The sequence below is a fragment of the Acinetobacter sp. V91_7 genome (assembly GCF_031799075.1).
GTDB lineage: Bacteria > Pseudomonadota > Gammaproteobacteria > Pseudomonadales > Moraxellaceae > Acinetobacter > Acinetobacter calcoaceticus.
Genome location: NZ_JAVQNT010000031.1, coordinates 72213 through 85209 on the forward strand (window position 1 = coordinate 72213; position 12997 = coordinate 85209).

The following is a 12997-nucleotide window of genomic DNA, read 5'->3' on the forward strand; positions in this document are numbered from 1 at the left end:
TAGAATAAAAAATCCCCTATTTACCAATAAACATATATCGTATACGATATATGAAAGAGCAATAGTTCTGTCGTTAAGGAAAACGTAATGACAAGTCAGTTTAAAAAGCAGTTATCACTAATGGATCTTACATTCATTGGCTTAGGCGCCATTTTCGGTTCGGGATGGTTATTTTCAGCAAGTCATGTGGCCTCTCAAGCTGGCCCTGCGGGTATATTGTCATGGATTATTGGGGGCTTTGCCGTTTTAATTCTGGGGATTATTTATTGTGAATTAGGCGCAGCTTTACCTCGAGCAGGCGGTATTATCCGTTATCCCGTATTTTCACATGGTCCGTTACAAGGATATTTACTTGGTTCCGTGACCGTTATTGCCTTTTCAAGTTTAATTGCAATTGAAGTAGTTGCTGCACGCGAATATGCAGCAGCATGGTTCCCTTCACTTACAGAAATAAATGATGGCGTTCGGTCTCCAACTACCATTGGATGGTTGTTTCAGTTTGCACTTTTATGCGTATTTTTTGCTTTGAATTATTACAGCGTAAAAACCTTTGCAATTGCCAACAACCTCATTAGTGCATTGAAGTTTGCGGTTCCAGTTTTAGTGATGGTTGCACTTCTCTATCACTTTAAACCGGCAAACTTTTCAATGACCGAGTTTGCTCCAATGGGCGCTCACGGCGTACAAGGTGCCGTCTCTGCTGGCGGTATTATTTTTGCGTATTTGGGTTTAACTCCGATTATTTCAGTCGCAAGTGAAGTAAAGCGTCCTCAATTTACCATTCCTTTTGCACTCATCTTATCTGTCGTTTTAGCAACCATTATTTATGTAGTGCTTCAAGTTGCTTTCTTAGGTGCAGTACCTACCGATATGTTAGCAAATGGATGGTCAGGACTCAGTGACAAGTTCCCATTACCTTACCGCGATATTGCCATGTTACTAGGTTTGGGATGGTTAGCACTGTTAGTTGTTTCAGACGCTATTATTTCTCCATCTGGCTGCGGCAATATCTATATGGCTGCAACTCCACGTGTAATTTACGCATGGTCGAATAGTAATACGTTCTTCCGTATTTTTACGCGTGTAGATCCAAAATCAGGTATTCCACGTTATGCGTTATGGTTAACATTTGCACTTTCTGTATTTTGGACCATGCCGTTTCCATCTTGGGATAAATTAATTTCTGTAGTTTCGGCAGCGTTAGTTTTAAGTTATGCCCTAGCTCCTGTCACAGTGGGTGCCTTACGTCGTAATGCTCCTGAGCTTGAACGTCCATTCTATGTAAAAGGCTTTACTGTTCTTGGCCCACTCGCCTTTGTCATTGCTTCTTTTATTGTCTATTGGTCTGGCTGGAATGTCATTTCATGGTTATTAGGCGCACAAATCGTATTGTTTGCACTCTATGTCATTTTTAAACGCTATGTGCCAACCCAAGAAGTCAGCCTAGCTCAACAATTAAAGTCATCAGCTTGGCTTCTTGTTTACTACATTTTAATGATTATTGTTTCTTACCTTGGCAGCTTTGGTGATGGTGCATCACACCTATTAGCAGCTCCGTTTGACACACTTTTAGTTATGGTGATTTCTCTTGGTTGTTACTACTGGGGAATACATTCAGGTTTACCAAAAGCACTGATTAAAAATGATGATGAAGCTTAGCGATCACTTTCCTAAACATATATAAATTAAGGTTTTCTTTTGATTAATAACGTATACAAAATACTATATTTCTCAAAAGTAAAACCTAAGCTTTGATAATTCTCCAACGTCAGAAGAACTACTTTTGACGTTCACTCTAAAGTGAGGTTGATAATGTTAAATATTACTGGTCAAAATTTTATTGCAGGTCAACGTTCAAGTTCGGGCAGTAAATTTGTCTTAAGTTATGATGCTGCAACAGATGAAGCATTACCCTATCAATTTGCTCAGGCAACTCCTGAAGAAATTGATCAGGCAGCTCAAGCAGCTGCATTGGCTTATCCAGCTTTTAGACAGACTACGCCAGAACAGCGCGCGGTTTTTCTTGAAATAATTGCCAATGAAATTGATGCGCTTGATGACCAGTTTATTGCCACTGTCTGTCAAGAAACCGCGTTACCTGAAGCTCGTATTCGCGGTGAACGTGGGCGAACTACAGGTCAATTACGTCTATTTGCTCAAGTATTACGCCGTGGTGATTATTTAGGTGCCCGTATTGATTTGGCTTTACCTGGACGTCAGCCACTTCCACGTCCAGATTTACGTCAATATAAAATCGGTGTTGGGCCAGTTGCTGTATTTGGCGCTAGTAACTTCCCTCTTGCCTTTTCTACTGCTGGTGGCGATACCGCTTCAGCGCTTGCGGCTGGATGTCCTGTTATTGTTAAGGCACATAGCGGCCACATGGCAACCGCCGAATCAATTGCAAATGCGATTTGTAGTGCAATTGAGAAATGCGCTATGCCAAAAGGCATCTTTAGCATGATTTATGGTCAAGGTGTTGGTGAACCACTGGTAAAACACCCCGCAATTAAAGCAGTTGGATTTACAGGTTCACTCAAAGGTGGGCGTGCTCTCTGCGATTTAGCTGCTGCACGCTCTGAACCAATTCCTGTTTTTGCCGAAATGTCGAGCATTAACCCAATGGTTTTATTACCCGAAGCTCTAAAAGTGCGTGGTGATAAAATTGCAGCCGAACTTAGTGGGTCAGTGGTTTTAGGTTGCGGTCAGTTCTGTACCAATCCGGGTTTAATTATTGGAATTAAATCAGCTGAATTTAGCCAATTTCTTGAGCAATTTACGGCTGCAATGGCTCAGCAACCACCACAAACCATGCTTAACAAAGGCACTTTAAGAAGCTATGAACATGGCCTTAAAGCATTACTCACACATGACAAAATTGAGCATTTAGCGGGTCAACCACAACAAGGCCACCAAGCCTATCCTCAACTCTTTAAAGCGGATGTATCTCTTTTACTAGAGCAGGATGAATTACTTCAAGAAGAAGTATTCGGCCCAACAACGATTGTGATTGAAGTTGAATCGGCAGAGCAACTTGCTCTAGCGTTAAACGGACTTCGTGGTCAGCTTACCGCATCATTAATTGCCGAGCTGCAAGATTTTGAAAACTTCTCTAACCTGATTTCATTACTTGAAGAAAAAGCAGGACGTTTACTTCTAAATGGTTACCCAACAGGTGTGGAAGTCTGTGATGCCATGATACACGGCGGTCCTTACCCTGCAACTTCAGATGCACGCGGTACTTCGGTAGGAACCTTAGCAATCGAGCGTTATTTACGACCAGTATGCTATCAAAACTATCCAGATCACTTATTGCCACTCGCTCTTCAAAATGCTAATCCGCTTGGTATTGAACGCTTAGTGAATGGTGAAATGAGTAAAGCTGCACTTTAATATTTTTGAAGGAGTTTATCCAAGAGATGAACTCCTTTTTATTTAGATCAAAATCGCACAACGTAACCGCACATTATTCAAATAAAAAAGTGAAAAAAAATGGATAGCAAGATGCTCTATCAAATCAATACGTAACATATTTTTAAATAAGGATATTGGTATATGACGACAACATTAAAAAAGGTTGTAGCGGCCTCTATGGTCGGCTCCGTAGCTGAATGGTATGAGTTTTTCCTGTATGGAACTGCTTCCGCCCTTGTCTTTGGCGAACTTTTCTTTCAACAAACAGGCAATGCTATAGATGGCATTTTGGCAGCTTTCGCCCTCTATGCTGTTGGCTTTTTAGCAAGACCTATTGGTGGCCTAGTGTTTGGACATTATGGCGATAAAATTGGTCGCAAAAAATTATTGCAAATTAGCCTGATTATTGTCGGTATAACTACTTTTTTAATGGGTTGCGTTCCGACCTTCCATCAGATTGGCTATTGGGCACCTACACTATTGGTCATGCTGCGTTTAATTCAGGGCTTTGCTTTTGGTGGTGAATGGGGCGGCGCAGTTATTTTGGTTTCAGAGCACAGTCCAGATGATCGCAGAGGCTATTGGGCAAGCTGGCCACAAACTGGTGTACCGCTCGGAAATTTAGTAGCAACACTGGTTTTATTACTACTTTCAAAAAACCTTTCCCCTGAACAATTTCTGGATTGGGGATGGCGCTGTGCATTTTGGTTTTCAGCGGTCGTGGTACTGATCGGTTTATGGATTCGAAAAAATGTAGACGATGCCGAGGTGTTTAAAGAAGCACAAGCCAAACAACAGCTTCTTGAAAACCAACAACTCGGTATTATTGAAGTTTTAAAATATCATAAGAAGTCTGTTATTGCGGGTATCGGTGCTAGATTCGCAGAAAACATTTTGTACTATATGGTGGTTACTTTTTCGATTAGTTATTTAAAGTTGGTCGTCCATAAAGATACTTCGCAGATATTACTGCTTATGTTCGGCGCTCACCTGATCCATTTCTTTATTATTCCCGTTATGGGGCATTTAAGCGATATATTTGGCCGTAAACCAATTTACCTTATTGGAGCTGTACTCACTGCATTTTGGGGCTTTGTCGGCTTTCCGTTAATGGATACAGGCAATAACTGGCTCATCATGTTAGCAATTGTGCTCGGTCTATTTATTGAGTCGATGACCTACTCGCCTTACTCTGCCTTAATGACTGAGTTATTTCCTACTCACATTCGCTATACGGCGCTTTCCTTTTGTTATCAAGTCGCGCCAATTATGGCAGGTTCGCTCGCTCCATTAATTGCCTTAACGTTACTCAAAGAATTTAATAGCTCGGTTCCGATTTCTTTATATTTGGTTGCAGCAAGCTTGATTTCTATAGTCTCGATTTTGCTGGTAAAAGAGACCAAAGGCCGATCACTTGCTTTTAAAGATTAGTCTTTAAAATATAAATTATTCGCTTAACAATGTTTTTGGGTTGTTCTATACAGCCCAATTTTTTATCTAAATATTTTTGATAGAGCCGCGATATAAGGTAGGTGACACCCCTGTATGCAGCTTAAACTGGCGACAAAAAGCACTATGATCAGTATAGCCACAGCGCAAACCAATTTGAGTAATCGGTAAGTCTGTCGCCAATAGTTCAGTTGCGACTTGCAGACGAATTTTGCTAATCATTTGCCGCGGCGTTAAATGGTATATTTTTTTGCAATAACGTTCTAACTGAGCCACCGACACACCCGCAATTGCGGTCAAGTGTGCCAAGGTAATCGTTTCGGCATAATTCTTTTTAATATATTCCTCAACCTGAACCATCTTATAAAAAGCAGGATGTGTATTTTCAGGCACATTTAAATCATTAGAAATACCCGCTATTCCTACTAAATTTCCATCCGCATCAAATAATGGCTCTTTATAGGTTAGACACCAACCCGACTGGTTCTTTGCATATAAATGCAGTTCTAATTGCTCTGTTAACTTTTTACCACGACGAATTACTTGTAGATCTTGAGATGTATATATTTTTCCAAGTGAGTGGGGAAAGACTTCTTCCGAGGTCTTTCCAAGTAACGCAGTTTTATCTTTTAGACCACAGCGATTTACTAATGTTTGATTGACAAAGACATAGCGTGCTTCGGTATTTTTGATGAAAAATACCACCGAAGATAAAGCATCAAATAATGGTTCTATACTTTCCAGATTTTTTAAAAAATCTTCCAAAGTCGTGGTTAGTTTCGGAATTTGAACCAAAGTCATGAGCTAGAGCGGACAAAGTAATAACTTGTCTACTCTAGAACATTTTATTTTTGATTTAAAGGAGAAGTAGACATCGCCATAAGGCTTTTTACACGGGTAGGAAGTAATGGCGGTCGAGAGTTAGGCAGCTGCCAATCAAACAGGCAGGCCGCTGCTGTTGCACAAGTACTTCCCTGACATGCTCCCATTCCACAACGTGTGTGTAATTTTGCATCAATCCAACTACTACGCTTGGCAACCTTCTCAAAAGTCACATCTTCACATCGACAAAAAATAGTTTCTGGACGTGCAAGCGTTTTTAACTCAGTACGTAATTTGAAGCTTTTCTCAAGCAAATGTGCAAATAATCGATACCGTTGTCTTTGAGCAAATAATTGACTGGCTTTTTCATTTTGACCTATAGCTGCATAACCTGCGATGCTACCTTCAACCATTGCCAACTCACTTCCGCCAAAACCTGTACACTCACCTGCTGCCCAAACCTGCGGCTGTGATGTACGTTGATAGTCATCGACCGCAATCGCATTGTCTTTAATTTGACAACCCATTAACTGGCCCAATTGAGTATTCGGTATTAAACCAAACCCACAAGCGAGTCGATCACACTCAATTTCAACAATTCCTTTCGGTGTTTGTAGTCTTACTCGTTCAAGACGATCCTGTCCAATTGCTTCAATTACATAACTATCAGGGTGATATAGACGATAAGGTAAAGATAACGCCTGTATTATTTTCTCAGGCCAGCGCCAAAGTTGTAGTGCAAATTTACGAACGGAAGATGAAGCTGCCTGTTCAGCAACATAGAGGACTTGAGCACCTACATTTTTTGCTGTGTCCGCACTTGCTAGGAGTAATGGTCCGGAACCTGCGATCACAACACGTTCATTTTTGACAGGTGTGCCTGCTTTAATTAAAGCTTGTAAACCACCTGCACCCGTTACGCCAGATAAGGTCCAACCGGGAAAAGGTAAAAATAGTTCTCTTGCACCCGTACACAATATAAGCTGACGATAAGACAGATTTAGGCTGTCATGAGGTCGCTCAACGAGTAATTGGCCTACAAAAGGTGCAGCGACAATCTTGGCACCAAACATAAATTCAATATTAGGATAAGACTCAATTTGTTGATATTTCTGCTGCGCCATTTCAGGTACAGGAAAAATCGGTCCAGCACGCCAGATTTGACCGCCCGCCTGTGAGTTATTATCCAATATTAAAATTCGCCCACCACTCTCGGCGGCTGCAATAGCAGCTGACACCCCAGCAGGGCCTGCCCCTACAATTACCACATCGTATTGTTTTTCCATTATTGTGTTTCCACCTTCATGTCTTGCTGGCACAGCGTCTGACAAGCAAGCACTCTGAGTCCATTAATATTGACACGGCATTCCTGACAAACTCCCATTCCACAAAATGGAGTACGTTTTTCCCCACATACAGACAAACGGCTGTAAGACTTCGCTTGTGCTAAAGCAGCAGCAACATTCGTACCTTCAATCACAGAAACTGATTGTCCGTTAATAAAAAGCTGAATCATCTATGCAGCTCCTATAAAACGATGAGGTAAAAAAGGTTCAGGATCTATATCAAAAGTTAATCCACAAACGTGTGAAGCAATAAGTCTTGCTGTCCCTGTCGCAGTAGTTACACCTAGTCCTTCATGACCTACCGCTAAATAAACCGATTGAAATGCAGGATGCCGTCCAATCACAGGAATGCCATCCAGAGTGGCTGCTCGAAAACCAGTCCATGCCCGAATAACATTAAGATCAGCCAATGCTGGAAAATAATCAGCCGCCTCTTTAAGCACTCGAGTAAACACTTCTGGCTCTACAGTCGGATCAACCGTATTAAACTGACGAGATGACCCAATAAATAGCTGACCTGTCGGTCTAGGTTGAATATTACAAGCGACCGAAATTCCACTTATCGCTTGAGTGCTAGCCGCATAAGCCAAAGCCACCAATGTATGTTTTACATTTAATTCGGGATAACGGTCGGTAATTGCCAAATGACCTTTTTTAGGTTCAATCGGTAACTCTGGAAAAAAATCTGTTGCATGAATGCCGTTAGCCAAAACAATATGTGCTGCTTCGAGCCATGTTCCATCACTTAACTGAACCCGATTTTCTTCAATATGAATAACTTTAGCTTGCAGAACCTGAATATTTTTTGGGAATTGTTTTAACAACCATTCAGCAGCACAGGGTGCATATAAAATGCCATCATCAAAAACCTCTAGTCCACCGTATAGGTCATGCTTTAAGTTAGGTTCAAGCTGACGAACTTCATCTGAGTTTCGAAGTTGGCAACGGACACCTTGTGCAGTTAGACGTTGATATTTTTCCTCGGCAATCTGCATTTCTTCTGGGCTACTTGCCAGCCATAAAGTTGGCGTTTGGCGATATGCGCAGTCTTTCGAAAGCTCGTGGCCTAATTCATGCCATAACTGAACTGACCAATGACTAAGTTTCAATTCGGCTTCCAAGTCATCCATAATGACCAAATGCCCCATACCCGCGGCTGTTGCACCACCGATACGAGCATCTAAAACCTGCACATTTAACCCTTGTCGGGCTAATTCATAAGCACATGCCGCACCTACAATGCCTGCCCCAATGACTATGGCATCGGTTCTCATAGCTGAATACCCCAAGCAAATGGGTCATTTTCATCCATAAATAAAGTTGCTTCAGCACTCATGTAAGCTTCACCACGAATGGTTGGAATAACATATTCCCCTGCTTGCTCATACGAGGCAATAAACTGACTACCGATAATGCTGGCTTGTTTCCATAACTTTTCTGGTTCAAGTTTGCCATCTGCAGCTAAGCAAGCAATTTTTGCACTGGTTCCAGTTCCACATGGTGAACGGTCATAGGCCTTGCCTGGGCAAAGTACAAAATTTTTACTGTCCGCTTCAGTGTCACTTGCAAATAACTCAATATGGTCAATTTCTTGCCCATCTTTACCGGTTATTCCTTGTGCCGTAAGCGCTTGTCTGACTGTCCATGCATAGTCAGTCAGTTGATCTAAATTATCACTTGCAACACGTTGACCATGGTCATTAATCAAAAAGAACCAGTTACCACCCCATGCAATATCGCCAGTAACTTTTCCATATTTTTCAACATCAACTTCGACCGCTTTTTTATAACGATATGCTGGTACATTTCGCACACTAACTGAATGATCTTCATGCAATGTCGCTTCAACATCACCGACTGGAGTCTCAATTAAATGCGTACCAACTTGTATTTTTCCTAAGTGCGCTAAGGAAGCTACTAAACCAATCGTGCCATGACCACACATGCCTAGATAGCCTGTGTTATTAAAGAAAATAACGCCTGCGCTCGCTTTAGAATTCACTGGCTTACACAATAATGCTCCAACCAAAACATCATTACCGCGCGGCTCTAACATGGTTGCTCTACGGAAATGGTCATATTGTTCAGATAAGTTTTTTCGGCGGCTTTCCATATCGCCTGTGCCTAAATCAGGAAAGCCTTCAAGTACTAATCGTGTTGGTTCACCACCAGTATGAGAGTCCAAAATTTTTACTGTTTTCATTAAAGTATCCTTACATTTTTTTCTAGGATGACGGATCTCAAAACAGCAAGCTTGATCGTTTTCTTATGAATCGATGACGAAATCAGCATAGTTAAGATATGCTTCATCTAAAATAAAGACAAAAAAATTAGGCCATTGGCCTAATTTAAATAACACTAAAATGATTAAGAATAGAGCGCTTATTTTTTCGCATTTTTATGGTGAGGTAGATGCTCATAGAGTGATTGGCAAACACCATTAATATGCTCTTCTATTAATTTAACCGCTAAATCGACATCTTTGGCTTTACATGCTTTCACGATTTCTTTGTGCTCATCATTTGCACGTGATTTGCCTTCTGAAACATTCATCTGCAATCTTAAATAGCGCTCGATCTTATCGTAAATAGAACGAATTAATCCGAGCATATAAGGTCGCTGTGCTGGTTCATAAAGGCATGCATGTAACTGCCAATTCAGTGTGGTCCAGCTTCCAATATCCATGTTATCAATAAAGGCATTACAAATTTCATCTGCCTTTTTATAAGTTTCTTCCGTCATATTCGGCACGGCGAGCTGAATCAGCTTCGTTTCCAACATCACTCGGACTTCAAAAATCTGTGCTAACTCTTCTTCAGAAATGCGGGTCACAATTGCGCCACGATTTTTTATAAACTCAACCAGGCCTTCGGCTTCAAGTTGCTTTAAGGCTTCACGTACGGGAATTTTGCTGACATTAAATAGTTTGGCAATTTCATCCTGACGAATCGGTTCGCCTTCAGCAATATGCCCTGCAATAATTGCTTCTCTAATATATTTGACAATAACTTCAGATACCGAAGGCATTGCACCAAGATTTGATACATTAAAAGATGGTAACGTCACGAATATTCTCTTAACCTCAAAATATGACACAAATAAAAGGATGATAATTTTTATTCATCCGCCATAATGAAATCATTGCTTTTCAAGCATTATTTTCGGCACGGCTTACCTTTAATTCAATGCTGCTAAAACTCATTTTCTCTATTTATTGGAGCTAATAATTTTTAACTGCATTAATAGCTAAAGTATACTTTATACCATTTAATTCACAAAACTATTATTAGACTATGCTGAAATCGTCATCATTTTATTGTATCTAACCAAGCAAATCATAATAAATAGCAGCATACTACCTGATTACTAAATATATAACTTAGAGTAAGTATTGAGATAATTGTGGGATTTAGCGGGATAAGCTGGGATTGAGTGGGATGAAATTTGAAATTGTTTTGCAGAATATGAAATGGGAAAAAGCGAAGTTTTAGGCTTCGCTTTTTTTTAAGCTATGTATGAAGTTAAAAAAATAATCATCAACTATGCATTTTTTGCCTTGTTCACGACAACTAATACATGGCCCTAAAACGAATCTGTAATCAGAAGACATCCGTGTTAGATGATCATCTTTGAGTTGTACAATACTTTCAATTTGAAATTCGTGATCAAGAAATGAAACCCACCAATTGTTTTTACGAAGAAAGCTATGTACTTTTACGGCAGTTTCATTAGTCAGATGTATGATCATTATACAAACCTCTAATTAACCATTATTCAAACAAATCCAGATTCTGATCTACTCGGACTTTAAGCTTTTCCTCTCGGTTTACTATAGTCCGAATTTGGCGTTTTGTCAGATTGAATCGGCGTGCTAGCTGTGATTTGGATTCTTTCTTGGCGTGCTCTTTAATCATGCGGTTACGCATAGCAATTGTGATTGGCGTACCCATTGGAATTTCAATGTAAGTGTTACCCAATTGTGTAGCAAGCAACTGGAGCTTCTGTAAGCCAATGATCTGAGCAATTTCATGATTGATGCCTAAAGCATGTTTGTTTGGAATAAATAGCTCTGTGCCACCATACGCATCAATCATATTTAAAGCTTGAGGGATGCCAATAAGCTTGGTAGTAAATACAAAGCTTATTGGCATAAGACCTATAATCTCTTCTCCAGATAATAATGTAGGTGCATCAGCAATATGTGGACGATAAGCCATTGTCTACTCCTAAGCCTCTACAGGGTGAATACGCTCAATGCCACAGCGTTTACACCATTGACGCAAATGATTGATGATCATGTCAGCATGGTGGCTGCTTAAAAACTGCAATGCGCTCACACCGACTTTATTCTCGACAAATTTTGCTAGAGCTAATTCACTGCCATTACGAACTTGACCAGCTGCATGCAATTGCAGCCACAAATGTCGAATTAATTTGCTTTGAGCATCATTAGCTAGATTTTTCACATCAGTTTTATTTTTTGATTCCACTTCAAAACCAAATTGCTTGAAGCGATCTAGCACAGCTTGAAGCTGTGCTAGGTTTAAATCTTTAGAACTGGTTTTACCTGTAGTGCTTTGAATGATGTCACGGTAGACATCATCATCAAGGCCGAGTTTGGTTTTGCCTACATGGATTAATTTGATCAGGTTAGCTTTCTTATTGAATTTCATTTCTTATTCAACCTCGCTAGCTTTGCACGAGCATCCGCTAATTCAACAAATAAATGTACAGATAAATCAAAGTAGCTCTGAAGTGCATTGGTATAGTTTTTAACATCAATGTCCTTCCATGCTTGAATCTCAGCTGCACAATGCTTTGTTACTTTTTTCTGATTTGTCTCTGTAATCTTTTTGAATTTGGTTTTTACCATCACAAAAACACTCCTTTAGCAGCATCAAATAGACCAATTAATGCAAGCACAGCAAGAGACAATGATGCTCCAGCTTTTAGTACATAAGAGCGACGTTCAAATATAGTTAGACCAGTACTATTGCGTGTGGTCCAAGCCATTCGTGCATCTTTCAAGCAGTGATATAAACCAAGAATAAATACCGCAAAAAATGCAAGGATCAGCATGATGACTTCTCCTTTGGAATTTCAAATGAAAATACAAGTCTCCATATTTGATGGACCGCGCCACACATAACTTTTGCATCAGGTCCTTCATAGCCAAATGAATTAATAAATGTTCCAAAATCAGGTGTATAAAAACCTTCTTTTTTGCACCATTCAAAATATTCATTTGCAACTTGAATAGACCTTTTTTGAAAAGCAAAGGTTGCCTTTTTATGGTTTTTCTCAGCACGACGCTCTAAGATTGTTTTTGCTTCTTCCTCTGTCAGCCTCATTGTTTTCACGACACTTCTCCCAAACTTTCCACAACTTCAGGTGGTAAATTTTCTAAATCTTCAATACTGATCATTTATTATTTCCTGTTGGTATTGCGCTAAAAACCCGATCTACTGCCTTGAATTGTTTAACTGAGCTATATTTGATTCCAACTAAAAGACCGTTTATGCCTTCCATGGTTGAAATGTCTCCATATGTATCTAGAACAAATCCACACTCAGGCACTAGATCGTCTTCATTGAGTTCAGGGTATTCTTTACCATCCATGATCAAGTAAACATGGTCACGGTTAGCATCAATCAAAAGTTCTGCATAATCACTCATATAAACCTCGCTGCTCATCAGTACTGGATCACGACATCCAGCAGACACAGGCACGAATGCCTGTGTTTCGCTTATTTCAAATATTTCTGTTCAGGTTCGTATGTAACTTTTTCATCATTAGAAACTGGTTTGGCTTCCCAAGTACTTTCAAAAAAAGTTTCCTGATTTGCTTCCATCGTGTCTGATATTTCAGAAGCAATCTCAAGAGCATGGGCAAGGTCGTCAGCCTCAACAACGTGTTCTTTGACATAGATGTTTGAAACTTCAACTTTAAATTTCATTTTGTTCTC

The 12997-nt window shown here is 40.1% G+C and carries 16 protein-coding genes and 1 other RNA gene; 3 read left to right on the top strand and 14 right to left on the bottom strand.

Going from position 1 to position 12997, the window contains the following annotated elements:
- The first annotated feature begins 87 nt into the window (after positions 1–87).
- The 3 genes from RMB03_RS06770 (at position 88) to abaF (ending at position 4845) form a co-directional block, all read left to right on the top strand.
- Positions 88–1659: an APC family permease gene (locus RMB03_RS06770; RefSeq protein ID WP_311074854.1), complete on the top strand. Its 1572-nt coding sequence runs from the start codon at positions 88–90 to the stop codon at positions 1657–1659.
- Between the two features lie 153 nt (positions 1660–1812).
- Positions 1813–3393, top strand: a complete 1581-nt coding sequence (locus tag RMB03_RS06775; RefSeq protein WP_311074855.1) for an aldehyde dehydrogenase (NADP(+)) — start codon at positions 1813–1815, stop codon at positions 3391–3393.
- Between the two features lie 162 nt (positions 3394–3555).
- Positions 3556–4845, top strand: coding sequence for a fosfomycin efflux MFS transporter AbaF (gene abaF, locus RMB03_RS06780; protein WP_311074857.1), 1290 nt, complete (start codon positions 3556–3558; stop codon positions 4843–4845).
- 66 nt (positions 4846–4911) lie between these two features.
- On the opposite strand, the gene RMB03_RS06785 is transcribed toward abaF, so the two are convergent.
- From RMB03_RS06785 to RMB03_RS06850, 14 genes are all read right to left on the bottom strand, one after another.
- Complete coding sequence (locus RMB03_RS06785; RefSeq protein WP_311074859.1) at positions 4912–5664, bottom strand: AraC family transcriptional regulator; 753 nt, start codon at positions 5662–5664, stop codon at positions 4912–4914.
- Positions 5665–5708: 44 nt separating this feature from the next.
- Positions 5709–6971, bottom strand: a complete 1263-nt coding sequence (locus RMB03_RS06790) for an FAD-dependent oxidoreductase (protein WP_311074861.1) — start codon at positions 6969–6971, stop codon at positions 5709–5711.
- Positions 6971–7201, bottom strand: a complete 231-nt coding sequence (locus RMB03_RS06795) for a 2Fe-2S iron-sulfur cluster-binding protein (RefSeq protein WP_101663680.1) — start codon at positions 7199–7201, stop codon at positions 6971–6973. The genes RMB03_RS06790 and RMB03_RS06795 overlap by 1 nt, the downstream gene beginning before the upstream one ends.
- Positions 7202–8305, bottom strand: a complete 1104-nt coding sequence (locus RMB03_RS06800; protein ID WP_311074864.1) for an FAD-dependent oxidoreductase — start codon at positions 8303–8305, stop codon at positions 7202–7204.
- On the bottom strand, positions 8302–9234 hold the full coding sequence (locus tag RMB03_RS06805) for a 4-hydroxyproline epimerase (RefSeq protein ID WP_311074866.1): 933 nt from the start codon (positions 9232–9234) through the stop codon (positions 8302–8304). Before RMB03_RS06805 ends, RMB03_RS06800 begins: the two co-directional genes overlap by 4 nt.
- A 179-nt stretch (positions 9235–9413) precedes the next feature.
- Entirely contained in the window at positions 9414–10097 is a 684-nt protein-coding gene (locus RMB03_RS06810) for a GntR family transcriptional regulator (protein ID WP_000174664.1), read from the bottom strand.
- A 704-nt stretch (positions 10098–10801) separates the two neighbouring features.
- Positions 10802–11248: a Mor transcription activator family protein gene (locus tag RMB03_RS06815; protein ID WP_311074868.1), complete on the bottom strand. Its 447-nt coding sequence runs from the start codon at positions 11246–11248 to the stop codon at positions 10802–10804.
- 9 nt (positions 11249–11257) lie between these two features.
- Positions 11258–11704 carry a regulatory protein GemA gene (locus RMB03_RS06820; protein WP_311074870.1) on the bottom strand — a complete coding sequence of 149 codons (447 nt, stop codon included), beginning with the start codon at positions 11702–11704 and terminating at the stop codon, positions 11258–11260.
- Complete coding sequence (locus tag RMB03_RS06825) at positions 11701–11907, bottom strand: hypothetical protein (protein WP_311074871.1); 207 nt, start codon at positions 11905–11907, stop codon at positions 11701–11703. The genes RMB03_RS06820 and RMB03_RS06825 overlap by 4 nt, the downstream gene beginning before the upstream one ends.
- Positions 11904–12110: a hypothetical protein gene (locus RMB03_RS06830; protein ID WP_311074873.1), complete on the bottom strand. Its 207-nt coding sequence runs from the start codon at positions 12108–12110 to the stop codon at positions 11904–11906. Before RMB03_RS06830 ends, RMB03_RS06825 begins: the two co-directional genes overlap by 4 nt.
- The gene (locus tag RMB03_RS06835; protein ID WP_311075405.1) at positions 12104–12382 is read right to left on the bottom strand and encodes a hypothetical protein; all 279 of its coding nucleotides are present in this window, start codon (positions 12380–12382) and stop codon (positions 12104–12106) included. Before RMB03_RS06835 ends, RMB03_RS06830 begins: the two co-directional genes overlap by 7 nt.
- A 70-nt stretch (positions 12383–12452) precedes the next feature.
- Positions 12453–12725 (bottom strand): hypothetical protein, encoded by a 273-nt coding sequence (locus RMB03_RS06840; protein ID WP_311074875.1) that lies wholly within the window; start codon positions 12723–12725, stop codon positions 12453–12455.
- An RNA gene (locus tag RMB03_RS06845) (hammerhead ribozyme type II) lies at positions 12712–12780 on the bottom strand. The genes RMB03_RS06840 and RMB03_RS06845 overlap by 14 nt, the downstream gene beginning before the upstream one ends.
- Positions 12779–12988, bottom strand: coding sequence for a hypothetical protein (locus RMB03_RS06850; RefSeq protein ID WP_311074877.1), 210 nt, complete (start codon positions 12986–12988; stop codon positions 12779–12781). Before RMB03_RS06850 ends, RMB03_RS06845 begins: the two co-directional genes overlap by 2 nt.
- Positions 12989–12997 lie beyond the last annotated feature (9 nt).

Excerpts from the sequence above, each read along its gene's own strand:
- RMB03_RS06790 (WP_311074861.1), bottom strand. The coding sequence starts at position 6,971 with ATGGAAAAACAATACGATGTGGTAATTGTAGGGGCAGGCCCTGCTGGG.
- RMB03_RS06815 (WP_311074868.1), bottom strand. The coding sequence starts at position 11,248 with ATGGCTTATCGTCCACATATTGCTGATGCACCTACATTATTATCTGGA.
- RMB03_RS06835 (WP_311075405.1), bottom strand. The coding sequence starts at position 12,382 with ATGAGGCTGACAGAGGAAGAAGCAAAAACAATCTTAGAGCGTCGTGCT.
- RMB03_RS06770 (WP_311074854.1), top strand. The coding sequence starts at position 88 with ATGACAAGTCAGTTTAAAAAGCAGTTATCACTAATGGATCTTACATTC.
- RMB03_RS06830 (WP_311074873.1), bottom strand. The coding sequence starts at position 12,110 with ATGCTGATCCTTGCATTTTTTGCGGTATTTATTCTTGGTTTATATCAC.
- RMB03_RS06775 (WP_311074855.1), top strand. The coding sequence starts at position 1,813 with ATGTTAAATATTACTGGTCAAAATTTTATTGCAGGTCAACGTTCAAGT.
- RMB03_RS06805 (WP_311074866.1), bottom strand. The coding sequence starts at position 9,234 with ATGAAAACAGTAAAAATTTTGGACTCTCATACTGGTGGTGAACCAACA.
- abaF (WP_311074857.1), top strand. The coding sequence starts at position 3,556 with ATGACGACAACATTAAAAAAGGTTGTAGCGGCCTCTATGGTCGGCTCC.
- RMB03_RS06800 (WP_311074864.1), bottom strand. The coding sequence starts at position 8,305 with ATGAGAACCGATGCCATAGTCATTGGGGCAGGCATTGTAGGTGCGGCA.
- RMB03_RS06795 (WP_101663680.1), bottom strand. The coding sequence starts at position 7,201 with ATGATTCAGCTTTTTATTAACGGACAATCAGTTTCTGTGATTGAAGGT.
- RMB03_RS06785 (WP_311074859.1), bottom strand. The coding sequence starts at position 5,664 with ATGACTTTGGTTCAAATTCCGAAACTAACCACGACTTTGGAAGATTTT.
- RMB03_RS06840 (WP_311074875.1), bottom strand. The coding sequence starts at position 12,725 with ATGAGCAGCGAGGTTTATATGAGTGATTATGCAGAACTTTTGATTGAT.
- RMB03_RS06820 (WP_311074870.1), bottom strand. The coding sequence starts at position 11,704 with ATGAAATTCAATAAGAAAGCTAACCTGATCAAATTAATCCATGTAGGC.
- RMB03_RS06850 (WP_311074877.1), bottom strand. The coding sequence starts at position 12,988 with ATGAAATTTAAAGTTGAAGTTTCAAACATCTATGTCAAAGAACACGTT.